Below are 23,582 nucleotides of genomic sequence, written 5' to 3'. Positions count from 1 at the left end.
GGTCGCCACTTTCGCTCCCCCTTTCCTACCTCTTCAATTGCTTTTGCAATGTGTAAAGATGATTCATTGCTTCAATCGGGTTCAACTCTAACAGATCTAGTTCTGATAACTGTTTTAACACTTCATCTTGAACAGAAGTTCTTTCAGGCTGTCGCTTCTTCTCTTGGACAGAGACTGGTTCTTCTTTAAATAAAGATAATTGCTCGTCTGGTTCATCTACGATTTCTTTATTTGAGACAGTTGACGATTCCGCATTTGAACCGCCCTCTAATTGAGCAAGGATTTGATTCGCGCGATCGATCAAACCATCTGGCAATTCCGCAAGCTGAGCTACATGAATACCATAACTTTGATCAGCAGCCCCGTCTTGAATCTGGTGGAGGAACACGACCCGACCTTCGTATTCTTCTGCTCTTACATGGACATTTTTTAAATGGTTCAATGGATCTTCAAGGGCTGTCAATTCGTGATAGTGAGTTGAAAACATGGTTTTAGCATGGATGTTATGATGAATATGCTCCACAATTGCCTGCGCTAAAGCCATTCCATCATAAGTGCTTGTCCCTCTTCCTATTTCATCAAGCAAAATCAAGCTTTTGTTTGTAGCGCGTGTTAAAGCATGTTTAGCTTCTAACATTTCGACCATGAAAGTACTTTGGCCTGAGACAAGGTCATCTGCTGCGCCAATTCTAGTAAAAATTTGATCAAAGATCGGCAGTTTAGCAGCTTCACATGGCACGAAGCAACCAATTTGAGCCATAATAGCCGTTAGCGCTAATTGGCGCATATAGGTGCTCTTACCACTCATATTAGGTCCAGTGATCAGTAGTATGTCTGTATCTTCAGGCATTTCTACATTATTTGGTACAAACGTATCGTTTTGCATAACTTTCTCAACCACCGGGTGGCGACCTTTTTCAATTGAAACTTCTCTGTCCTCTACAAGAGTTGGTCTTGTGTATTGATACTCCTCACTCACTGTCGCAAACCCTTGAAGAACATCAATCGCACTAATTTGTTCGGCTAGCTTTTGAAGTGGACGAATAAACGCCTTAACCTGGTCGCGAACCTCAATAAACAGATCATACTCAAGTTCTACACTTTTTTCCTGTGCTTCTAGTATAAGCGTTTCTTTTTCTTTCAACTCTGGTGTGATATACCTTTCAGCATTAGCGAGTGTCTGCTTTCTTTCATATCTCCCTTCAGGAAGAAGATGAATATTAGCTTTTGTTACCTCAATGTAATACCCAAACACTCGGTTATAGCCAATCTTCAGCTTACTGATGCCCGTTTCTTGACGCTCTTTTCGCTCCAGTTCAGCAATCCATTGCTTCCCGTTCCTTGCTGCATCCCGGTACTCATCTAACTGATTGTTGTACCCATCTTTAATGAGACCTCCTTCTTTAACAGTAATAGGAGGCGCATCCATAATGCTTTTTTCTAAAAGATCATGCACTTCATCAAGGGGCTCCAATTGTTCAGCAAGGGCTTTTAGTTCCTGTTTTTCAAAAGAAGAAAGCAAGGCCTTAATTTCAGGGACACGTCCTATAGAGTGTTTAAGCTGGACTAGATCACGTGCATTTACATTTCCATATGCTACTCTACCGGCAAGTCGTTCTAAATCATATACAGACTTTAAAGATTCTCGAAGAGTTTCTCTTTCAAAGAACTGTTCCATGAATCCTTCCACCTGATTATAACGTTCCTCAATGCTCTCCTTCTGAAGAAGAGGGCGCTCAACCCATTTCTTTAGCATACGGGCTCCCATAGATGTCACTGTTTTATCAAGCACCCAAAGGAGACTACCTTTCTTTCCTTGCTTACGAATGGTTTCCATAAGCTCAAGGTTTCGTTTGGAATACATATCAAGCGTCATGTATTCTTTCAATTGGATTTGATAGACGGGTTTCAAGTGGTCTAAGGATCGTTTCTGGGTGTCTTGTATATAGTTAAACAACTGGCCAAATCCAGTTACAAGGCGGTCATCTTGTAAGTTTTCAACAAGAGGTTGAAAACTTTCCGGAATCATGGTTCTCTCTTGTATTGAGATGGTTACACCAAGACGGTCTTGCAATGCTTTTTGTTGTCCCTCTTCAAAATGAGGCGGAATGATAATTTCTTTAACAGGACGGTTAAAGAGTTCACTAAGCACGCCATCAAACCCATCTTCAAGTAATGCGATGCTATTCTCGCCTGTTGTTAAGTCATTATAGGCTACAACAAAAGTGTTGTTATTAAATGGGGTTATAGAGGCTAAATAGTTGTTCTCATCTTCAGAGAGCATTGCCCCTTCCATAACGGTACCAGGCGTAACAAGTTGTACAACTTCTCTTTTCACGACGCCTTTGGCTGTTTTAGGGTCTTCCACCTGCTCACAGATCGCGACTTTATATCCTTTTTCAATTAACGTTTTAATATAATTAGCAGAAGAATGGTAAGGTACTCCGCACATCGGAATATTTCCTCCATCACGACTTGTGAGTGTGATCTCTAATTCCTGAGCGGCTTTGGTTGCATCTTCATTAAATAATTCATAAAAATCACCTAAACGGAAAAATAAAAAGGCATCTTTATACTGTGCCTTAATTTGCAAATATTGCTGCATCATTGGTGTTTGCTTTGCCATAAAGAATCCTCCACGAACTAAATTCAATTACAACATATTATAGCACATCAACCACCAATAGAACGACCAAATCCTATTGGAAACCTAACACTCTATCACTATAAAGGATGAAAGTGTGTCTGACACCCTTTCATCCTTTATAGCAAAAAAGACCTGACATTTGTCAGGTCTTTGTGTGGAGCTACTCTTCCTCATCTTGTGCGAGAAAGTCTGGATTCACATGTGAGAAGTCATCACTTGAGACATCATATCCCCAGTCATCTTCATCACATACACACCCATCCGGGTCGACTTTGACACAAATCTTTGTCTCGCCAATTACTTCCACAATGAATTCTCTTTCCACATCTACGATAATCTTATGTCCTTGGTGCGCTATGCGCGCTTCTAAACAATTTGGCTGTTGCACGACACGGGCTATAACTTCAAAGTCACAGTCCAAACAGTTCTCATCTTTGATAGATAACGGAACCTTATCGCAGTAATGTACTTTTTCTGTAACGACTTCTGTCTTTGTATTATCGCTGTACGAATACCATACATTGATTTCGTAACTACCAGAAACCTCAACGTAATCGCCCTTTTTCTTTGCATTATAAATGTGGTTGATTACCCAGCATCCTAGAATGCTTGTTGGGCGATGAGATGGTGTTACAGTATTTGTATCTTGGATAAACTTTCTACCCTTACCACATACCGCTTTTGTAATAATCTCACGATACTCCTGATCAAATAACGACATGAGAGCCCAACCTCCTCCTTCTTTGTTCATTCACATACTATGCGAGACATTCGCCCGAAGTGCACAGATCATAAAGATAAATCAATAATCATGGCAGTTTGAAACTTTAGTTCCTACTTCATTCTATGCATGAGCCTAGAAAAATGTACGAAAAGTTTTTTAGAGCCAAAAAAAAAGAGCGCTCTTCATTTGAGAGCACTCTCTTTCCTTTATTGTTTAGTGATCACAAGACCCACCTGATTTAGCAGCGGAACCTGTAGTACCTTCTAACAAATCCCCACCAGTATCACGGATGATTTGATTGGTCACTTCGTTAGCAATCGTATTTGTCACACTCTGCAAGAAATCATTAACAGATGTTTGTGTTTGTTTGAATTCTTCTACAACAGGAATTGCATCCAGTTCAGCTTGTAGGCGATCAATTTCTTTTTCTACTTTCTTTTGAGCTTCTGTTTTTTCATAGTATTGAAAGTTCACCGCTTGCTTTTGAAGCGACTTGATACGGTTAATGTGTTCCTGAACCTTTTTATTTTCATTTAATTTCGCTTCTACTTCCTTAAAACGCGAAATCTCTGGGGTTTCTACTATTTGATGAGCTAATGCTTTCGCTTGTTGGATGACTTCACTTCGTGTATAAGTTGCCAATTATTTCACCTCTACTGCTTCGATCATTTCTCCGTCCAATGACCAAGTCTTGGCTTTCGTTACCCTTACAGGCACAATCTGACCAATTATGGATTTAGGACCACGGAAATTAACGAGCTTATTTTTATCAGTATGTCCAGCTAGTACATCAGGGTTATTTTTACTTTCCCCTTCCACTAGAACATGGACAATTTCATCTTCATATTTCTTCATGGCTTGAGCGGATTGATGATTAATGACTGCATTCAATCGCTGTAAGCGCTCTTTCTTGACTTCCATAGGGACATTGTCCTGCATTTTCGCAGCAGGCGTACCTTCACGTGGAGAATAAATAAACGTATAGGCCCCCTCAAACCCAACTTCTTCGACAAGGGTTAAGGTTTCCTGGAATTGCTCTTCCGTTTCATTTGGAAAACCTACGATAATATCTGTCGTTAACGTTGCATTCGGCATCGCTGTACGAATCTTATCTACTAGTTCAAGGTAACGCTCCCGCGTATACTTACGTGCCATAATCTTTAAGACATCAGAACTTCCTGATTGAACAGGTAAGTGAATGTGATCAAGCAAGTTCCCCCCTTGAGCTAATACTTCGATTAATCGATCATCAAAGTCACGAGGGTGAGAAGTCGTAAAGCGTACACGAGGAATATCAATCTTATGAATCTCATTCATTAAGTCACCAAGACCATAAGTCATATCCTCAAAATCTTTTCCATACGCGTTTACGTTTTGGCCGAGCAAAGTGACTTCTTTATAACCCTGGGCAGCCAGTTGGCGAACTTCCTGAATAATATCTTCAGGTAGACGACTACGTTCCTTCCCTCGTGTATAAGGAACAATACAGTATGTACAGAACTTATCACACCCATACATAATATTGACCCAAGCTTTTATGTTTCCTTTACGCTCCCGAGGCAGGTTTTCTACAATGTCCCCTTCTTTAGACCATACCTCAACAACCATCTCTTTTCCAAAGAGTGCTTCTTTCACCAGGTAAGGAAGGCGATGAATATTATGTGTACCGAATATTAAATCTATAAATTGATGCTTTTGTAAAATACGGTTAACCACGGATTCCTCTTGCGACATGCACCCACATACCCCTAAAAGCAAGTCTGGTTTCTCTCGCTTCAAGGATTTCAAGTGCCCGATCTCACCAAACACCTTATTTTCAGCATTTTCACGAATCGCACATGTATTAAGTAAAATAATATCCGCTTCTTTTTGATCGCTTGTAGATTCATAGCCCATATCCGTAAGTATACCAGCCATCACTTCTGTATCATGTTCATTCATTTGGCAACCATAAGTTCGAATGAGAAATTTTTTGCCGTTCCCCAAACCTTTAAGGTCTTCTGGGATTTCGAAATCATAATGGACACTCACATCTTCTTTCCCACGTTTCTTAGCGCTTTTCAAAGATGGTGGTTGATAGGTGGTTTCAAAATATTTAGCAAAATCTTCTGTAGTCTTCTCTTTTAAAGGTTTATCCTTAGCAGTCTTGTCCTGTTCAGGCTGTTGAATGGAACCCATTTCTTTGCGTTGTTGTTCATTCATTCAGAGAACTCCTTTCACACTGTCTCTAATTGTAATATTATATCAGTCTCTGACCTTAAAATAAAAGAAAATTTCGTGAACATATGTAGAAATGAATGAAGAAAAGCCCTTCCCCGTTAAAGGAAGAGCATTATCAACAGCGAATGGTTCGGTCATGGCTTACAAAAGGCCAAGTGTCTTCCCAGCACGTCCAAAAGCATCCAGCGCTTCTTGAAGCTCTTCTTTTGAATGCTCCGCAGTCACAATAGTGCGGATACGCCCTTTGCCTTTAGGTACAGTCGGGAAAACAATCCCTTGAGCAAACACGCCTTCATTAAATAACTCATCAGAGAACTTATGGGTTAGCGCATCATCCCCGATCATGACAGGTGTAACTGGTGTTTCACTAATGCCCGTATCAAAACCCATTTCCTTCAAACCATCTTTAAAGAATTTTGTGTTATCCCAAAGTTTCTCGATCAATTGAGGTTCCTCAAGCAAAACATCGATTGCTGCATCACACGCCGCTGTTACAGCAGGTGGATGAGATGTACTAAACAAGAAAGGACGTCCTTTATGAATTAGATACTCTTTTAAGGTCTGAGAAGTGGCTACATACCCTCCCAGGACACCAATGGCTTTACTTAGTGTTCCCACCTGAATATGAACACGACCATCAAGACCAAAATGGTTAACCGTTCCTCGTCCATTTTCACCAAGTACCCCACTAGCATGAGCGTCGTCCACCATGATAAGGGCATTATACTTCTCAGCAAGTTCTACAATTTCAGGTAAAGGAGCAATGTTTCCATCCATTGAAAAAACACCATCTGTTACCACAAGGCGGGTGCGATAATCACTTGACTCCTTCAACTTGTCTTCAAGTGATTGCATGTCCACGTGCTTATAGATTTTTCTGGCTGCTTTTGTTAAGCGAATTCCATCAATGATAGAAGCATGATTCAGTTCATCTGAAATTACAACATCTTCCTCATTTAGCATAGAAGATAAAACTCCCTGGTTGGTTGTAAATCCAGATTGAAATACTAGAGCTGCTTCCGTATGTTTAAACTTAGCTAACTTCCGCTCGTACTCTTCGTGCATAGAAAGTGTCCCTGCAATGGTTCGAACGGATCCAGTTCCAACACCATAATCTCTAACAGCTTCTTCTGCAGCTTCTTTAAGTCTTGGATGTGACGTTAATCCAAGATAATTGTTCGAGGAAAGTTGGATGACATCTTTCCCTTTAATCATAACTCGTGAACCTTGAGCAGATTCCAGAGGGATTAGTTCTCTGAATGTCCCTTGATCTTTCATTTCTTCTAATTCGTTTTGTAAATATTCAAATCCCTTCATATAGCGAAACCCTCCTAAAGTTTATGGATGCAGTACAACTTTACCGCATTTACCCTCATTCATTAATTCAAAGCCCTTCTCGAATTCTTCAATCGGTAAGTGGTGAGTAAGTATAGGACTTACATCTACTTGTTCTGATTGCAATAAGCGAGAAACTTGTTGCCATGTTTCAAACATCTTCCGTCCTGTAATTCCTTGTACATGTATCCCTTTAAAGACCACATCATTTGTAATGTCAATATGTACTGGTTTTACCGGAAGACTGAGAATCGAAACTCTCCCGCCATTCGTAACCATTTTGAACCCCTGGTCCATTGCGACAGGGTGACCGCTCATTTCACAAACAACATCTACTCCATGTCCATCTGTGAGGTCTTTAGCTTTCTTAACGGGGTCTTCTTTCCCTGAATGAACAGTAACGCTTGCCCCCATCTTTTCAGCCAGCTCTAAACGATAAGGATTTACATCAAAGGCTAATACAAGGGAGGCTCCTGCAGCCTTCGCCACGCCTACAGCCATAAGTCCAATCGGCCCACATCCAATAATCGCGATCGTTTTACCAGCCACATCACCATTTAAAACCGTATGTACTGCATTCCCCATCGGTTCTTGTATAGATGCCATATCGACAGGCATATCCACCGGGTTCTTCCACATGTTCTCTTCAGGTAAGGCGACGTACTCAGCAAAACAGCCTTGTGTATCGACTCCAATAATTTTTGTGTTTTCACAAATATGAAATTGTCCTGTTAAACATTGTGGACACTGATGACAGACAATATGCGTCTCTGCACTTACATAGTCACCAACCTGGACTTTCGTTACTTTTTCTCCAACTTCGACTACTTCTCCTGCAAACTCGTGCCCAAATACATAGGGTGGCTTTACTCGACTTTCTGACCATTCATCCCAATTGTAAATATGGACATCTGTCCCACAAATCGATGTTGCCTTCACTTTAATCAAAACGTCCAAGTCTCCGACTTCCGGGATGTCAACTTCTGTTAATTCCGCTCCTGGTTCTCTCTTGTGTTTCATAATCGCTTTCATTTTTCCATTCATGACGAACACTAACCCCCTCTAAAAACTCCTTATAATACTATTAATATCACAATTCAAGATATTAATCTAGCATATTTTATTTTGGTGTTCACATGAAACGGACAAATGCACACGATAAGAAAACGCTTTCAATGAAAATGTTTTTAAATCAACGATTTCAGCCTTATATCTTCCTCGGAAAAGTTCGAATAAAATTCTCATAACATACCTTTTTCACTGTCTCCCCCTTAAAATGGGTGGTAACCATTTGCGATATGAATGATTCATAATCTGTATAATCTTCAAGACCTGTAACCACTTTATCAGTACCATCAAAATCAGATCCAAACCCTAATGAATTTTCACCGCCGAGGTTGATGATATGTTTCATGTGACGAACCACATCTTTCCGAAACGCTTCAAGAGACAAATTTAAAAACTCTGTCACGTAGGTTACACCAATAAAAGCCCTCTTCTCAATAAGCGCCCTCAATTGTGCATCATCCAGGTTTCTCGGATGGGGAGCAACAGCATATGCGTTAGAGTGGCTAGCCATTGGATACTCCGCAAGTTGTATCGCATCCCAAAAACCCTTATAAGAAACATGGGATACATCGGTCCAAATTCTCTCCTGATTTAAATAATAAACAACTTCCTTCCCGAAATCAGTTAGACCTGCACCTCTAGACTCACCTACTCCGTCAGCTACAGCATTGCCTTGATTCCACGTTAATCCCACTGCTCTTACCCCTAATTGAATTAAGGTTTTCAAGCGACTGATCTGATCACTAATAGGATGACACCCTTCAAGCGTTAAAACCGCACCCCTTTCATTCGGTGCTAGTGATAAGATATCTTCTTGGTTTTTCACCCACACAATCTCTTTATAAGGATCAATGATTCGTTCTTTAAACAACTGAACCATTTCTAAAGCCACATCAAACTGCGCAGCACCTGCAACCGTTTCTGGGACGAATATCGCAAAACACTGAACTTTAACAGGTGACCTCATCCATTTTTCAAAGTTTACTTGTAAATCAGAACTATTGAAGAAAGAGCGTTCAGGGTTCTCCCACAACTTCCATAACACATCACAATGAGCATCAATAATCATGTTGGTCCTCCTTGTTGTCTTTATAAACGAGACAAAATAAAAATAGGGCTCTCTTAAGAGAATCCTGATACAATCTGCAGATTGATCTAGAAGTATTCCTAAGCGAGCCCTATTTAATTACTAGTAGGAAAATGGTTTCAAGCATATAAAAGGGGTGTCCCAAAAAAAGATAGGGGACACCCTTATTGAGTTATCTTGGCTCAACTATAAGTTTAATAGCCGTACGTTCTTCCTCGTCAATCATAATATCCGTAAAGGCAGGGATACAAATCAGATCAACACCACTCGGAGCCACGAATCCTCGAGCGATTGCTACCGCTTTCACGGCCTGATTTAGAGCACCAGCGCCGATAGCCTGAATTTCTGCTGAGCCGCGTTCTCTTAGCACGTTCGCAAGTGCACCTGCTACAGAATTAGGGTTCGATTTTGCTGAAACTTTTAATATTTCCACTACTAGTTCCTCCTTCGTAACCTAAGATTCTTCCATTTCTACTATATTCATGGAGTTGAAAAGTTATTCCCTCCTATTATGAACGAATTTTTCTAAAAATTCAAATAATCAGTTAAAAAATGGATGATCATCGTTAATTAGAATTCGTTCAACTTTACGCGCCTTACCGGAGGAGGCATCCACATCAACAAGGAATGCACTTAATTGTGTTCTTCCCGTTTTTGGAACTTCGAAACGTACTGGTAAATTTGTAAGAAATTTCTTTATTACCGCTTCTTTTTCTGTTCCTAGTATTTCATCATAAGGCCCGGTCATCCCCACGTCTGTGATATAAGCTGTTCCATCTGATAGAATACGATCGTCTGCCGTTTGTACGTGCGTATGAGTTCCTACAACTGCGCTCACTCGCCCATTCAAATACCAGGCGAGCGCTTGCTTTTCTGAAGTCGCTTCAGCATGGAAATCTACAAAAATTAGATTTGTTCGTTTCTTAGCCTCTTTAACTAGTTCATCCGCTTTCTTAAATGGATCATCTAGCGGTGGCATGAATGTTCTACCTTGCAAGTTGATAATAGCTAACTCTACTCCGTTATCTTTTACATACATGATGCCATCACCAGGGGTGCCCTCTGGGAAATTAGCAGGGCGGATCATCTTATCCGCATCATCAATAAAATCAAAAATTTCTTTTTTATCCCAAGCGTGATTACCTAGCGTAACGGCCTGAGCGCCAAGCTCAATAAACTTCTGATAAATTTTATGATTAATTCCCTTACCTGAAGCGGCATTCTCTCCATTGATAATGGTAAAATGCGGCTGATAAGCGTTTTTTAATTTAGGTAAGTAATCTTCTACCATCTGACGGCCCGGTGAGCCCACTACATCTCCAACGAATAATATTTTCATGTTTAGTCCCTCTCTTGTTTCATTTGTTTCAGTAGTACACAGTCTTCAATATCCTTCAACTAACTGTGTGGCTGTTTTTAGTATTATACATAGGTTTATCCATAAAATAAAGCGACCCTGAGGGCCGCTTTATTATTTAGCATATTCAACTGCTCTTGTTTCACGAACAACGGTTACTTTTATATGACCTGGATAATCCAACTCACCTTCTATACGGTTACGAATATCTCTGGCAAGTTGAACAGATTTTAGATCATCAATCTCTTCTGGTTTCACCATAATACGAACTTCTCGTCCAGCTTGAATGGCAAAGGATTTCTCTACCCCGTCATAGGACTCAGAAATCTCTTCAAGCTTCTCTAAGCGTTTAATATAGTTCTCGAGTGTTTCACTACGTGCTCCAGGACGAGCGGCAGACAGAGCATCCGCTGCTGCTACAAGGACAGAAATAACAGACGTAGGCTCTTCGTCTCCGTGGTGTGAAGCAATCGCATTAATGACGGTATCATTTTCATTATATTTCTTCGCTAATTCTACACCAATTTCAACGTGACTACCTTCTACTTCATGGTCAATCGCCTTACCAATATCATGTAGCAATCCTGCACGTCGAGCTAACGTTTCATCTTCTCCTAGCTCCGCAGCTAACAGTCCAGATAAGTAAGCAACCTCTGTAGAGTGTTTCAATACATTTTGACCGTAACTTGTACGATATTTCAAACGGCCTAATATTTTCACAAGGTCTGGGTGTAATCCGTGAACGCCTACTTCAAACGTAGTCTGTTCACCAACTTCACGGATAAACTCATCAACTTCTCGACGTGATTTTTCGACCATTTCTTCGATTCGTGCTGGGTGAATTCGTCCATCTTGAACTAGTTTCTCAAGCGCATTACGCGCAATTTCTCTTCTAACTGGATCAAATCCAGAAAGAATTACAGCTTCTGGGGTATCATCAATTATAAGATCAATTCCCGTGAGTGTTTCAAGAGTACGGATATTACGCCCTTCACGACCTATAATCCGGCCTTTCATTTCATCGTTCGGTAAGTTTACAACGGAGACCGTTGTTTCAGCAACGTGGTCAGCAGCACAACGTTGAAGAGCAAGTGAAAGGATATTCTTCGCTTTCTTGTCCGCTTCTTCTTTAGCACGGTTTTCTGCTTCTTTAATCATAAGTGCTGATTCATGAGCAACTTCCTGTTCCACACGTTCTAATATAACCTGCTTCGCTTGATCGGTAGTGTATCCTGAAATGCGCTCAAGCTCAGTTTGTTGCTGCTTTTTCATGTCATCCACTTTGCTTTCCGTTTCTTCAATTTGTTGTTGTTTTTCAGTTAATGATTCTTCTTTCTTCTCTAAGGTTAGTTCACGCTTATCAAGCGTTTCACTTTTCCGATCCAGATTCTCTTCCTTTTGCATCAAACGGCTTTCTTGCTTCTGAAGCTCTGTACGTCTTTCGCGAATTTCTTTTTCGGCTTCTTGACGAAGTTGGTGATTCTCTTCTTTCGCTTCAAGAAGGGCTTCCTTCTTGGCTGCATCTGCATTTCGATGACCTTCTTCTACAATTTGCTTCGCCAAATCTTCAGCACTAGAAATCTTCGCTTCCGCAATGGACTTCCGAACCCAATAACCAACAACATAAGCGATGATGACGAAAAGCAAAATGAGGATGATTGTAGTTACGTTATCCATACCATTCACCTCCTCTTGCTTTTTCACTTTTTACCATACATGTTTGTCGGCATGTACATGTTTGTTTCATTTTCATTTTCATTTTCGTTTTTAAAGATTCAAAACATTTCGTATAAAGTTAAGAAAAATGAAAATTATACATATTAATTTTAAGCTTGACTACGTGTATTGTCAAGGAAGCGTCCAATTTCTCCCTCTATTTCATTCATTCTCTAACATATTCACTCACGTAATAGAGAAAAAGTAGGGATCAGCCCTCCTCATTACACACCTTCTAAAGAGACGCTTATAAGAAACTATGGCATTATGTAGGAAAAAATCCTGCAAAAATGCAGGATTTTTCTTGACGATCTATTTATTACACATCTAGCGTATCTTGATTTTTGGTTTCTTCAGCACCTTCTGGATCATCATACATATCATAGTGCTGACGAATCTTAGTGTTAATTTCATTATAACGGTCTGGATTTTCTTTTAGGTAAGCTTTTGCATTTTCACGACCTTGACCCATTCGTTCATCGTTATAAGAATACCATGAACCACTTTTAGTAATTATATCAAGATCAGTACCAATATCGATAAGCTCGCCTTCCTTAGAAATTCCTTCACCATACATGATATCTACTTCAGCTTGCCTGAACGGAGGAGCTACTTTGTTCTTCACGACTTTAATCTTCGTTTTGTTTCCGACCATTTCATTTCCTTGTTTCAACGTTTCAGCTCGGCGCACCTCTAATCGTACTGATGAATAGAACTTAAGAGCACGACCACCTGGAGTTGTTTCAGGGTTACCAAACATAACCCCTACTTTCTCACGGATTTGGTTAATAAACATAGCTGTTGTTTTCGACTTGTTAATCGCACCGCCAAGTTTACGAAGAGCTTGGGACATAAGACGAGCTTGAAGACCTACGTGAGAGTCTCCCATTTCGCCTTCAATTTCAGCTTTAGGAACTAAGGCTGCTACTGAGTCAATAACGATGATATCAATTGCTCCACTTCGAACTAGTGCTTCCGCAATTTCAAGTGCTTGTTCCCCGGTGTCAGGTTGAGATAGCAACAGATTCTCGATATCGACACCTAAGGCACGTGCATAAACCGGATCAAGCGCATGTTCAGCGTCGATGAAAGCAGCTTGTCCACCTTGACGCTGTGCCTCAGCTATGGCATGAAGGGCTACTGTTGTTTTACCAGAGGATTCTGGTCCATACACTTCTACAATACGGCCGCGAGGATAGCCACCTACCCCAAGAGCCACATCCAGTGCTAGAGAACCACTTGGTACTGTATTTATTTTCATTTCGGCTTGTTCGCCCAATTTCATAATGGAACCCTTACCGAATTGTTTTTCTATTTGACGAAGAGCCATATCTAACGCTTGTTTACGATCGCTCACTTTGTTTCCCCCTTACGAATTAACTACTCCTATCATAACGCGTTTTCGATCATTTGCCAACAAAAATGCGAATAAATGTTCCCTATTTTTATGAAGGTGTTCTTGTTTGAAATTTAACTATTCCCTCTTCAAATGTCTATTTTCCCAAATACCGCACAAGAGAAATTACGATTTTAATAAATAATATAAAAGTTCAAATCCTTTTTTCACACTACGGTGTCTTATCATATCACGATCACCATTAAAGTGAAAACATTTAACAATCGGTTGGTTGTCATCAACATAAATACCAATATAAACCGTTCCGACTTCTTTCCCTTCTGAAGCTGTTGGACCAGCTACACCTGTAAAACTAATCCCGATATCAGAACGAAGTTTTTCTGTAATATTTACAGCCATAGACAAGGCGCACGCTTCCGATACTGCCCCGTATTCTTCTAGAACAAGGCTTGGGATATCTAATACATTTTCTTTCGCTTCATTGGAATAGGCCACAATTCCACCCTTACATATGGAAGAAGCCCCTTCAAATGAAACGATATTATCAACGAATCGACCACCAGTTAAACTCTCAGCAGCACTTATTGATAAATTATTTTCTTTAAGTAACTCCATAACTTTGCTTTGAATACTGTCATCATCTGTTCCATAAAAGTACTCGCCGACGCGTTCTTTAATTTCTCGTTCAGCTTTTTCAATAAGAGATACTGCAACTTGCTCGTCATCTGCTCTCGCTGTAAGACGAAGTCCTACCTCTCCAGCACTGGCTAAAGGGGCGATTGTAGGGTTGGTTTGTCCATCTATTAAGTCTTTTAAATCATGTTCGAGCTGAGATTCTCCAATTCCGATAAAACGTAACATGCGAGATTTGATGGTTTGATTAATGGAAAAATGCTTCTCTATATACTTAAATCCATCATCTTGTAGGATCGCTTTCATTTCTCGGGGCACGCCCGGGAGAAACACCCATAATGTATCACCATCTTGAACGGCGAAGCCTGGCGCCATACCTACACGATTACTTAGAAGAACCCCACCTTCGATAATACGCGCCTGACGCTTATTATTCGGCGTCATTTGCTGATTATTTCGAGCATAGTAAGATTCGATTGAAGCTAATGCTTCATCATCCTGCACAATTTCTTTTCCCATGACTTTAGCGGCTGCTTCGCGAGTTAGATCATCATCAGTAGGGCCTAATCCTCCCGTAATGATAACAAGATCAGAACGTTCTGCCGACTCTTTAAACTGAGATTGGAGCCTGTTCAAATTATCTCCTACAACTGTATGATAAAATACTCCAACCCCTCTGTTTGCTAATTCTTGAGAAACCCATTGAGCATTGGAATTTACAATTTGACCCAAAAGCAACTCTGTTCCAACTGCAATAATCTCACCTTTTACGAGTTGTGTCATAATTATTTAGATCCTTTCATTACGTGCCAGTTCTTCATAAAGTACTCAACACCTGACACGACTGTAATTATCATAGCTAAATATAACGCTATCGTACCAAACGGGAAACCTATATAGGAAAACGGAAAATTATGAAGCAAGAGAGCAGAAGCGGCAATAATCTGAATCCACGTTTTTAATTTACCCATTTGCCCTGCCGCAAGTACAATTCCTTCTCCAGCAGCTACTAAACGTAAACCTGTTACCGCAAATTCCCTGCTAATAATTAAGATCACAATCCACGCCGCTGCAAGATCTAATTCCACGAGTGATATGAGCGCAGCTGATACGAGTAATTTGTCTGCAAGGGGATCCAAAAATTTACCTAAATTCGTTACCAAATTATATTTCCGGGCATAGTATCCATCAACCCAGTCCGTTACAGAAGCTACTATAAATAAAATAGCTGCAATTAAATGGGAAACGGGCAATTCGCTCTCTCCAATATCAAGAGTCCCCCAATTAAAAGGAACAGATAACAAGATCATAAAAATAGGAATCATCAAAATCCTTGAAATCGTAATTTTATTCGGTATATTCATCTTCACTAGACCTCCAATAGTCTCTCTTAATCAAATATAAAATACAAGAAGGGAGCCCCATCGTCAAGATGACTCCCTTCTGGTGTTATTCTGCTGAAGCTTTCATTAAACGAATTTTTTGTACGTCTTGAACGTCTGGAGAAATCGGATATTTTAGATCCTGACCATTTACCTTAAGTTTAACTCCTGGCGTGCGACCAATATTAATTGTCGCTTCTTTTTGTCCGCTCAGGTCTACCTCCTGGCCATCTTTGATGCCATTCTCCATAAAAATGATACTTCCTGAAGCATCACGAATGTCTACGTAACTTGTAGAACCATTTACTGTTGAAAAAGTGACCTTCATTTCATCGGCGTTCTTAAGCTCATAAACAGATATTGGTGTCGTCCCATTTGATGGTTTACCTTTTTCCTTCAATACAAGCTCTTGCTTCGGTTCTTCTTTGGCTTTTTCTGCTTCATCAGCTTTTTGCTCATCTTTACTTTCATCCGTTTTATCTTCCTTTGGCTGATCGGTTGAAGAGTTATCCGATTGATCATCTCCCGATTTTTTCTCGCCCTCATCTTGCTTTTGATCTTCATCGCTTTGTGCATCATCGGATCGTTCATACATATCCACTGTATCGTCTTCTTGCTGAGGCTGGTTTCCATTATCTCCTTCAGAACCCATGGATTTCTGATAGAAGAAGAGAGCTGTAGCAAGAATACCGACAATAAGTAAAATAATTATTAACTTCGGTAAAAAGGACATAAATGCCGAATTTTTACCTGAGGAGGATTCATCTTTATGCCTTTGAAGACGGGTATATTGAATATACTCTTCCTCACTTGAGGAGGGCAGCTCACCTTTATGCTCTTCCATTAACGCTTCCGGGTCTAAACCGACCGCTTCTGCATACTGACGTATAAAAGCTCTTGTGTAGAACTTACCTGGCATAATGCTGAAATTCCCTTTTTCAATCGCTTGTAAATAACGAGTTTGAATTTTCGTTTCGTTTTGCACATCTTCAAGGGACATGTTTTGTGATTCTCTTGCTTCCTTTAATCTAGCACCTATTTCCATTGCATAACACCTTCCATCTTAAAAATCAAACATGGAAAAGCCGTCTTTTTGATCTAAGTCTGGCTTGTCGACTGTTTCATATGTAATTTCTTCATTCTCGTCATTTCTAAGCTCAAGAATATAATCAAAATCGTCCAGTTTGTATTCTGTTTCTCGTACGAGCATATCAGGATGCTCAACAACCTTTGTTGCAGGTAAACGCATAATCTCACGTACCAATTGCCAGTGGCGTTCATTTGCTCGCCGTGTAGACACAATCCCATCTAGAATATAAACATTATCAGAAGAATACTCATCTTCAATCAATTGACTGCGTATCGTCTGCTTTAACAATGTACTAGAGACAAACAACCACTTTTTATTAGCAGATACACTAGCTGCGACAATGGACTCTGTCTTCCCAACTCGTGGCATCCCTCTAATTCCAATAAGTTTATGTTCCTCTTTCTTAAATAGCTCTGCCATGAAATCAACTAACAAACCAAGGTCTTCACGCACAAAACGAAACGTTTTCTTATCATCAATATCGCTATGTATATATCTGCCATGCCTAACAGCTAAACGGTCCCGCAGTTTAGGACGACGAAATTTCGTAATGCTAATCGTATCCATTGTTTCAAGTATGGATCTTAAGCGATTAATCTGCTCATCGTTTTTACAAAGCAAAAGCATTCCTCGTCTGGAATCCTCAACCCCATTTATTGTAATAATATTAATGGAAAGCATTCCTAAAAGTGAGGAGATATCTCCTAATAAACCAGGTCGGTTAACCTGAATTTCATATTCTAAGTACCACTCTTTCTTTTCCATATCACAACTCCTTCCTAGCCATATTTCTTCTATAAAAAGACCGAGTCAAGTCACTCGATTGATCCATAAACTTTTCCAATTCAAGTTTTTTGAATACTATTACTATCATAAATGATTTTCAAATATTAGAAAAGGATATAATGTCTTGATTTCTGAAACGTTTCGTATTGCCTTTACTCATCTATTCCTATACGTACCCAAACCACCGGTTAATCAATCATTTTTCCTTAAAATCAACCATCAGCCATATACCAATTTTACTCAAAAAAAAAAAAAAAAAAATAAGAGGGGATCCCCCCCTCTTATTACTTGGTGCCGTTATTATGAACTAACTTCACCATCATGTTTGCAATAGCGTGTTGTTCTTCTTTAGAAGCAACACTCCACAGATCACGAAGAACTGCTTCCTGATCATTCTTTGCATCCACTTGGTTTGCTAAGTAATCGCCTACTTCATAAGCTAATTCTGATACGGCACGGTCATCTAACCCATCGCCTTCAGCTTGATGGAGACGATCCCCTAGAAAGTCTTTCCATGAACCCCAGTTATCTAATACAGACATGGTTTTTCCTCCTTCATATGACTCGTTCTTACATTGTTATCATTTGTGATGAAGGAAAGAATTATTCATCTGCTTAGCGAAAATCAACCATTCCAAGCGCCATTCACATTTATTATTTCTCCTTGGATATAAGAAGCGCCTGAACCAACTAAAAAATGAACGGTATTTGCTATATCTCCGGGTTCACCAAGTCTACCTAACGGGATATCTTCTTCTATATCAATCAATTCCTCATCTGAGAGCTGATTATTCATGCTTGTACGAATAAAACCTGGTCTTATCCCATTTACGTGTACGCCTGATCTCCCAACTTCTTTAGCGAGGGATTTCACGAAGCTATCTTGAGCACCCTTTACGGAAGAATAAACAACCTCACAGCTCGCTCCTACTTCTCCCCATATAGAAGAGATCAAAATAATGTGTCCGCTTCTTTTTTTAATCATATCAGGAAGTAGTTTTTGGGAAATTAACCAGGGTGACTTCACATGAATCGCTAATACATCATTCATTTCATTAACTGTTACATCTTGGAAGAGCTTAACAAGACTCGTTCCGCTCGCAACTACAAGAGCATCTACTGAAAAAGCAATTTGATCAAGCATATTTAAAACCGAAGCTTCTTGACGCAGGTCTCCTTGGACTGTCTGCAAAACGGACCCATCAGGAAGATTCTTGCATAATTGGTCAATGGCTTCATGATTGGTTTGATAATGCAAAATAAGACCGTAGCCGGACCCGGCAAGCTTTTTAGCAATAGCTTGCCCGATCCCTCCACTAGCCCCAAGTATGAAACATGTTTTCATAATGCATTCCTTTTATGAATCAGAAGAACGTACTTCACAAACAGCGATACGGTCTTCTGAAATCCAGTTTTGAATATGGTCTTCAACATCTTTCTTTGTTAGCTTTTCAATTTCAGGTAGTACCTGGAAGAGGTCGATACCTAAGTGACGGTATTGCACAAAAGTTGTAGCAATAAATTCCAAAGAGTTCATAGAACGTAAGAACTGTCCAATTCGTTTCTTCTTCATACGTTCAAATTCTTCATCAGTTAGTTCTCTTTCTTTAAGTTCATGAAGCATTTCTTTCACTCGTTTTTGGAATTCTTCAGGTTGACGAGTGTTCCCGCCTAAAATCGTGAAACCAAACGTTTTATGAAGATGAGTTTCAAATGAGAAGCTATCATCCACTAGATCTTCCTTGTATAGCTTCTCAAAGTATTCACCGCTTTTAGAGAAGAAATGATCTAACACCATACTTTTTATCATATCCGTTTGGAGGAACGTGTCTTTTGTTAGACTGGATGTATCTTCTTTAACACCAACTAAACATTTCGATACAGACACAGGCATTTCAATGACTTTATGTTTTTCAGCTACTTCATTCGGTTCCTCAGGATAGGAACGCTTAATTTCTTCTTGTGGAGCAAACGATTTTGCATTTTGGTTTTTTTCAATCTGCTCCATCATGCTTTCAGGATCAAAATTACCAGCTAAGAAAAACGTCATATTCGAGGGATGATAAAACGTTTCATAACATGTATAAAGGTCTTCTTTCGTGATTTCCTGAATGGAATCAACTGTTCCTGCTATATCGATCTTTACAGGATGGTTCTCAAATAAACTCTGGATTGTACCGAAGAACGACCTCCAGTCAGGCTGATCATCATACATACGAATTTCTTGAGCAATGATTCCTTTTTCTTTTTCAACGGATTCATCCGAGAAATAAGGATCCTGCACAAAATCAAGAAGCGTTTGTACGTTTTCTTCTATTTGACTTGTTGCCGAGAATAAGTATGCCGTGCTTGTGAATGATGTGAACGCATTTGGAGAGGCACCTTGTTTTGTGAAATCCTGAAATACATCACGATCTTCTTTTTCAAAAAGTTTGTGTTCCAAAAAGTGAGCGATCCCTTCTGGAACTGTAACCTGCTCATCCTTACCAAGTGGTGTAAACGTTTGGTCAATGGAGCCATATTCGGTTGTAAAAACTGCAAATGTTTTTGCCATTTCTCGTTTAGGTAATAAATAGACTTCTAAGCCGTTATCAAGCTTTTTGGAATAAAGTGTTTCTTGTATTTGTTCATAGTGTGTTTTTTTCATTATTCATTTCCCCCTTCTTCTTTCGTTAAGAAGTAGACGGTATCTAACGCTACTTTCTTTGCCACTTGTAATACATCTTCATGAGTCACACGCTCAACATTTTGTATAATATCCTCAGGGGTTACAGAGGCTCCTGATAACACTTGATGATACATTAATTCAATGAGCCCATGTTGATTGTCCATTGTCTCACGTAGTTGATTAATTACCAGTTTCTTCGTTTCTTGAACGTCTTCTTCAGAAAACTCGCCTGCTTTCATAGCTTCCATCTGTTTTTCAATAATGTCCTTTGCTTGGTCATAGTCGTTTGGATCAATTCCAGAAAAGACAAGAAGGAGCCCTTTGTGACTTTCAAAGCGTGAAGCGGCATAATAAGCCAGGCTATGTTTTTCGCGTACGTTCATAAACAATTTCGAAGACGGAAACCCGCCAAATATTCCATTAAAAACTTGCAAAGCATAGTAGTCCTCATCCCCATACCGTATGGAGGTACGATAACCAAGGTGAAGTTTTCCTTGTTGAATATTTTGATGTTCAATGATTTCTTTAACTTCAGATGGGGCGGCTTGTTGCGTCGTTCCATTTTTCGAACGTTCCGGGTTGTTAGAACGTTTAATGGTAGCACTAACAAGTTGCTTAACATCCTCAGGGTTTAAATTTCCTTGTACATAGATATCCATATCATCTGACTCAAGCATTTCTTTATAGTAAGCATAAAGATTCTCGGCATTAATGTCTTTAAGGTCTTCCTCATACCCATGAACATGGAATCGATATGGTTCTTCTTTACACATTTCGTCAATTAGACGTGTGTTGGCATAACTCATTTTATCGTCTTTCAACGACTTGAGCTTTTGGGTAAGCGTTTGTTTCTCACGATTAACAATGGTAGAATCAAGCTCTTTCCCATCTACTTTAGGATGAAAAATCATTTCATTCATAAGATCAAGCCCTTGCTTTAGCAAAGATTCATCTGCTGAAAGCATTTCATCATTTGGGATTTCCATTCGAAACGTCATAACGTGGTCCTCCCCTTTTTTAGAAGAATCCACACTTAATACAGCGCCATATAAGCTATCTAAAGCCGTGCGAAAAGCCCGAGCAGAAGGGTAGTTGCTTGTCGCCTGTTGGAGTACATACGGCAACAACGCCCTCTTTGTTATTCCCTCTCGATTGAGCGGGGCTTTTAATTTAACTGCAATTGTATTTGTTTTATATTTCTTCGTAGGGATCATGTGTAACTGGTATCCCTCTTGTTTAAATACATGTTCTTCAATGTTTGACATCGGACTTCCTCCTTCTTGAGTCACACTTGTTATGGTTAGCTTATCTTAATGTATGAAAAACTATCCAATAGTTTAAGTATTCTTTGATTGTAACGTGTTTTCATTTAGAATGCGAATAATGAGAAATGTGGATCACACGCAAAAACACCGCCCCTATTCTTAACTAAGAAAAGAGCGGTGTAGTCAATTACTTTACAATCGATTTCATCTCAGTATCAGCTTTTAAATCCTTATCCCTGTCTAATAAACTTACAGTTACAAAAACAATCGCCGACAAAGGTAATGAATACATCAAGGGGTCAATATGTGTCCATGGGAATGCCAGCAATGCATCTTTCCCAAATATAGCACTTGATAACCCAATCACCCCTGACTCTTTCACATGAAGAAACAAAAACCCTAATATACTGACTGAGAATCCTGTTATTATACTAAAAATAGCCCCGTTCTTAGAAGCCTTTTTCCAAAATAATGCCCCCATTAGAGTAGGGAGGAAACCAGCTGCACATATTCCAAACCAAAATGCCGTCGCTCTCGCAATGACACCTCCAGGTAATACATACGCCAGACCAATTGCAGCCAACATTCCAATCACTACTCCGATCCGCGTCATGCTGTGCCCATTTTTCCCTCTCTTAACACCGAGTGTTTTCATAATATCTTCACCAAAAGCAGAAGCTTGTAAGTGCACCAATGAACTAATAGTGGAGATCGTTGCTGACAATAAGGTCAACGTAAATAAATAGATAAACCACTCTGGCATTAGACTATTAATAAACTTTGGAATAACTAAATCAGAATTCCCTCCTGCTGCTGCAATGGAGAGTTGCCCTGTGGTTTCAACAAAATAAACATTACTCAATGGCCCAATGATAAATGCAGCACCCGTCATGAAGAAGATGAATAACCCTCCAATTAAAACAGATCGATATAAAGCTCTGTCATCTTTAACTGTCATACATCGCATCATTAACTGAGGCTGTGCTAAAACACCGATCCCTACACCCATAATAATGGTACTTACAAGCGTCCACCAAAGAGGGCTTCCTAAAACCGGCATACTCGTCCAACCTTGGTGCCCGCCAGCACTCAGTGAATCCGGGACCATATCTTTCAAAGCTGTTAAGGCTGCATGGCCATCAACGACACCACCAACAGACTGATAAGTAACAACTAGAAGAATCACCATTCCAACTAGCATAATCACAGCTCCAAATGCATCCGTGTACATCACAGCTTTAATACCACCGCTAATAACATATAAAGCAATAATTGCAGCCAAAATAAAAAGGGATAAGTTAAAATTCAGCGATAAAGATTCCTGTAGGAAACGTCCCCCTCCAATTAATACAATACTCGTATAAGCCGGCATAAAGATGAAGATCATAGCACCGGAAAAAACGGTAATAAATTTTGAATTAAACCGCTTACCCAATAAGGACGGAAAGGTAGAAGCGTCGAGTTCGAGGGATAATCTCCTAATACGAGTGCCAAACACAGCAAACGCAACAAATATCCCTAACACAATGTTTAAAAATGCTAACCATAGAAGGCCCATACCAAAAACAGAGCCTACTCCACCAAATCCTACTAAGGCAGACGTACTAATAAATGTAGCCCCATAAGAAAGAGCCATAACGATAGGGTTGATGTTTCTTCCACCCAGTAAATAATCTGATTCTGTTACCGTCTTTTTATAACCATAGTAAGCCAATCCCGACATTACACCAATATAAGCAATGCAAAGAGGGATTAAAATAGACATATTCATTCCTAATTCCCTCCTTTATTCCACATTAATGCTCCATAAATGACACATCCAACCGTAGACAGTACTGTCAAAACCCAAATAACAGCAATTGAAACACTCTCCATACCTAACAAAGATTTCCCCTCCCCTAAAAGAAAACGCTTACAAAAGATCTCAATCCTTCTCTTACGCAAACGTCTTCTGCCTTATTATTTTTCTGAATATTCACATATTAATGTACCATGTCCAGTTAGCCTTTAAAAATACTTTATACGTCTTATAACCATATGTAATAGGTATACGACTAAAGGAGGATTTAGCTGTATGAACTCTTTTTCATTATTTCTTACATCTTTTCGGAGTTACTACTAAGTTTTTATACGATATCTTTATAGATGCGAATCTCTCATTAACTTTTAAATTCGTTATTTTGATATTAATAAGACTGGCACATCTTAACCCAAAAAAGCACCCTAAAGATCTTGATCTTTAGGGTG

Annotated in this window: 21 protein-coding genes; all 21 read right to left on the bottom strand. The window is 39.6% G+C overall.

All coding sequences use genetic code 11. From position 1 onward, the window contains the following. Positions 1–25: 25 nt before the first annotated feature. The 21 genes from mutS to LQ226_RS21100 all read right to left on the bottom strand — a co-directional run bounded on the left by mutS (position 26) and on the right by LQ226_RS21100 (position 23,210). Entirely contained in the window at positions 26–2,626 is a 2,601-nt protein-coding gene (mutS, locus tag LQ226_RS03360) for a DNA mismatch repair protein MutS (protein ID WP_231416418.1), read from the bottom strand. Between the two features lie 181 nt (positions 2,627–2,807). After that, positions 2,808–3,368, bottom strand: coding sequence for an outer spore coat protein CotE (cotE, locus tag LQ226_RS03355; RefSeq protein WP_036778884.1), 561 nt, complete (start codon positions 3,366–3,368; stop codon positions 2,808–2,810). Between the two features lie 216 nt (positions 3,369–3,584). Continuing rightward, a complete protein-coding gene (locus LQ226_RS03350; protein WP_231416417.1) occupies positions 3,585–4,013 on the bottom strand; it encodes a YlbF/YmcA family competence regulator in 429 nt (142 codons plus the stop codon). Continuing rightward, a complete protein-coding gene (gene miaB, locus LQ226_RS03345) occupies positions 4,014–5,573 on the bottom strand; it encodes a tRNA (N6-isopentenyl adenosine(37)-C2)-methylthiotransferase MiaB (RefSeq protein ID WP_231416416.1) in 1,560 nt (519 codons plus the stop codon). A gap of 159 nt (positions 5,574–5,732) precedes the next feature. Continuing rightward, positions 5,733–6,908, bottom strand: coding sequence for a glycine C-acetyltransferase (locus LQ226_RS03340; protein WP_231416415.1), 1,176 nt, complete (start codon positions 6,906–6,908; stop codon positions 5,733–5,735). Between the two features lie 21 nt (positions 6,909–6,929). Continuing rightward, positions 6,930–7,970 carry an L-threonine 3-dehydrogenase gene (tdh, locus tag LQ226_RS03335; RefSeq protein ID WP_231416414.1) on the bottom strand — a complete coding sequence of 347 codons (1,041 nt, stop codon included), beginning with the start codon at positions 7,968–7,970 and terminating at the stop codon, positions 6,930–6,932. Positions 7,971–8,133: 163 nt separating this feature from the next. Next, a complete protein-coding gene (locus LQ226_RS03330; RefSeq protein WP_231416413.1) occupies positions 8,134–9,063 on the bottom strand; it encodes a dipeptidase in 930 nt (309 codons plus the stop codon). A gap of 190 nt (positions 9,064–9,253) precedes the next feature. Then, positions 9,254–9,514 (bottom strand): stage V sporulation protein SpoVS, encoded by a 261-nt coding sequence (spoVS, locus tag LQ226_RS03325; RefSeq protein WP_036778868.1) that lies wholly within the window; start codon positions 9,512–9,514, stop codon positions 9,254–9,256. Positions 9,515–9,622: 108 nt separating this feature from the next. Beyond that, on the bottom strand, positions 9,623–10,420 hold the full coding sequence (locus LQ226_RS03320) for a TIGR00282 family metallophosphoesterase (RefSeq protein WP_231416412.1): 798 nt from the start codon (positions 10,418–10,420) through the stop codon (positions 9,623–9,625). A 132-nt stretch (positions 10,421–10,552) separates the two neighbouring features. After that, positions 10,553–12,115: a ribonuclease Y gene (rny, locus tag LQ226_RS03315; protein ID WP_231416411.1), complete on the bottom strand. Its 1,563-nt coding sequence runs from the start codon at positions 12,113–12,115 to the stop codon at positions 10,553–10,555. A gap of 358 nt (positions 12,116–12,473) precedes the next feature. Continuing rightward, the gene (recA, locus tag LQ226_RS03310; RefSeq protein WP_284526986.1) at positions 12,474–13,511 is read right to left on the bottom strand and encodes a recombinase RecA; all 1,038 of its coding nucleotides are present in this window, start codon (positions 13,509–13,511) and stop codon (positions 12,474–12,476) included. Positions 13,512–13,676: 165 nt separating this feature from the next. Beyond that, a complete protein-coding gene (locus LQ226_RS03305) occupies positions 13,677–14,927 on the bottom strand; it encodes a competence/damage-inducible protein A (protein ID WP_231416410.1) in 1,251 nt (416 codons plus the stop codon). A 2-nt stretch (positions 14,928–14,929) separates the two neighbouring features. Next, positions 14,930–15,508, bottom strand: a complete 579-nt coding sequence (gene pgsA, locus LQ226_RS03300) for a CDP-diacylglycerol--glycerol-3-phosphate 3-phosphatidyltransferase (RefSeq protein ID WP_231416409.1) — start codon at positions 15,506–15,508, stop codon at positions 14,930–14,932. 85 nt (positions 15,509–15,593) lie between these two features. Further along, positions 15,594–16,571, bottom strand: coding sequence for a helix-turn-helix domain-containing protein (locus LQ226_RS03295; RefSeq protein WP_231416408.1), 978 nt, complete (start codon positions 16,569–16,571; stop codon positions 15,594–15,596). Between the two features lie 18 nt (positions 16,572–16,589). Next, the gene (locus LQ226_RS03290) at positions 16,590–17,381 is read right to left on the bottom strand and encodes a DUF3388 domain-containing protein (RefSeq protein WP_231416407.1); all 792 of its coding nucleotides are present in this window, start codon (positions 17,379–17,381) and stop codon (positions 16,590–16,592) included. A 305-nt stretch (positions 17,382–17,686) separates the two neighbouring features. Beyond that, entirely contained in the window at positions 17,687–17,944 is a 258-nt protein-coding gene (locus LQ226_RS03285; protein WP_188649856.1) for a DUF3243 domain-containing protein, read from the bottom strand. Between the two features lie 83 nt (positions 17,945–18,027). Further along, the gene (ymfI, locus tag LQ226_RS03280) at positions 18,028–18,747 is read right to left on the bottom strand and encodes an elongation factor P 5-aminopentanone reductase (RefSeq protein WP_231416406.1); all 720 of its coding nucleotides are present in this window, start codon (positions 18,745–18,747) and stop codon (positions 18,028–18,030) included. A 12-nt stretch (positions 18,748–18,759) separates the two neighbouring features. Beyond that, positions 18,760–20,049, bottom strand: coding sequence for an EF-P 5-aminopentanol modification-associated protein YfmH (gene yfmH, locus LQ226_RS03275; RefSeq protein ID WP_231416405.1), 1,290 nt, complete (start codon positions 20,047–20,049; stop codon positions 18,760–18,762). Next, positions 20,049–21,335: an EF-P 5-aminopentanol modification-associated protein YfmF gene (gene yfmF, locus LQ226_RS03270; RefSeq protein WP_231416404.1), complete on the bottom strand. Its 1,287-nt coding sequence runs from the start codon at positions 21,333–21,335 to the stop codon at positions 20,049–20,051. Before yfmF ends, yfmH begins: the two co-directional genes overlap by 1 nt. A gap of 187 nt (positions 21,336–21,522) precedes the next feature. Next, complete coding sequence (locus LQ226_RS03265; protein ID WP_231416403.1) at positions 21,523–23,106, bottom strand: sodium:solute symporter family protein; 1,584 nt, start codon at positions 23,104–23,106, stop codon at positions 21,523–21,525. Positions 23,107–23,108: 2 nt separating this feature from the next. Beyond that, on the bottom strand, positions 23,109–23,210 hold the full coding sequence (locus LQ226_RS21100; RefSeq protein ID WP_354665941.1) for a symporter small accessory protein: 102 nt from the start codon (positions 23,208–23,210) through the stop codon (positions 23,109–23,111). Between the last annotated feature and the right edge of the window lie 372 nt (positions 23,211–23,582).

This window comes from Pontibacillus sp. HN14 (genome assembly GCF_021129245.1).
Taxonomy (GTDB): Bacteria; Bacillota; Bacilli; order Bacillales; family BH030062; genus Pontibacillus.
This window is presented reverse-complemented; position numbering and strand designations above follow the sequence as displayed.

What these genes read in the sequence shown, in the direction of transcription:
- cotE (WP_036778884.1), bottom strand. Translation starts at nt 3,368, where the DNA reads ATGTCGTTATTTGATCAGGAGTATCGTGAGATTATTACAAAAGCGGTA.
- miaB (WP_231416416.1), bottom strand. Translation starts at nt 5,573, where the DNA reads ATGAATGAACAACAACGCAAAGAAATGGGTTCCATTCAACAGCCTGAA.
- LQ226_RS03265 (WP_231416403.1), bottom strand. Translation starts at nt 23,106, where the DNA reads ATGAATATGTCTATTTTAATCCCTCTTTGCATTGCTTATATTGGTGTA.
- mutS (WP_231416418.1), bottom strand. Translation starts at nt 2,626, where the DNA reads ATGGCAAAGCAAACACCAATGATGCAGCAATATTTGCAAATTAAGGCA.
- ymfI (WP_231416406.1), bottom strand. Translation starts at nt 18,747, where the DNA reads ATGAAAACATGTTTCATACTTGGGGCTAGTGGAGGGATCGGGCAAGCT.
- yfmF (WP_231416404.1), bottom strand. Translation starts at nt 21,335, where the DNA reads ATGTCAAACATTGAAGAACATGTATTTAAACAAGAGGGATACCAGTTA.
- LQ226_RS03290 (WP_231416407.1), bottom strand. Translation starts at nt 17,381, where the DNA reads ATGGAAAAGAAAGAGTGGTACTTAGAATATGAAATTCAGGTTAACCGA.
- LQ226_RS03305 (WP_231416410.1), bottom strand. Translation starts at nt 14,927, where the DNA reads ATGACACAACTCGTAAAAGGTGAGATTATTGCAGTTGGAACAGAGTTG.
- LQ226_RS03285 (WP_188649856.1), bottom strand. Translation starts at nt 17,944, where the DNA reads ATGTCTGTATTAGATAACTGGGGTTCATGGAAAGACTTTCTAGGGGAT.
- LQ226_RS03320 (WP_231416412.1), bottom strand. Translation starts at nt 10,420, where the DNA reads ATGAAAATATTATTCGTTGGAGATGTAGTGGGCTCACCGGGCCGTCAG.
- tdh (WP_231416414.1), bottom strand. Translation starts at nt 7,970, where the DNA reads ATGAATGGAAAAATGAAAGCGATTATGAAACACAAGAGAGAACCAGGA.
- pgsA (WP_231416409.1), bottom strand. Translation starts at nt 15,508, where the DNA reads ATGAATATACCGAATAAAATTACGATTTCAAGGATTTTGATGATTCCT.
- yfmH (WP_231416405.1), bottom strand. Translation starts at nt 20,049, where the DNA reads ATGAAAAAAACACACTATGAACAAATACAAGAAACACTTTATTCCAAA.
- LQ226_RS03330 (WP_231416413.1), bottom strand. Translation starts at nt 9,063, where the DNA reads ATGATTATTGATGCTCATTGTGATGTGTTATGGAAGTTGTGGGAGAAC.
- LQ226_RS03295 (WP_231416408.1), bottom strand. Translation starts at nt 16,571, where the DNA reads ATGGAAATAGGTGCTAGATTAAAGGAAGCAAGAGAATCACAAAACATG.
- LQ226_RS21100 (WP_354665941.1), bottom strand. Translation starts at nt 23,210, where the DNA reads ATGGAGAGTGTTTCAATTGCTGTTATTTGGGTTTTGACAGTACTGTCT.
- rny (WP_231416411.1), bottom strand. Translation starts at nt 12,115, where the DNA reads ATGGATAACGTAACTACAATCATCCTCATTTTGCTTTTCGTCATCATC.
- LQ226_RS03340 (WP_231416415.1), bottom strand. Translation starts at nt 6,908, where the DNA reads ATGAAGGGATTTGAATATTTACAAAACGAATTAGAAGAAATGAAAGAT.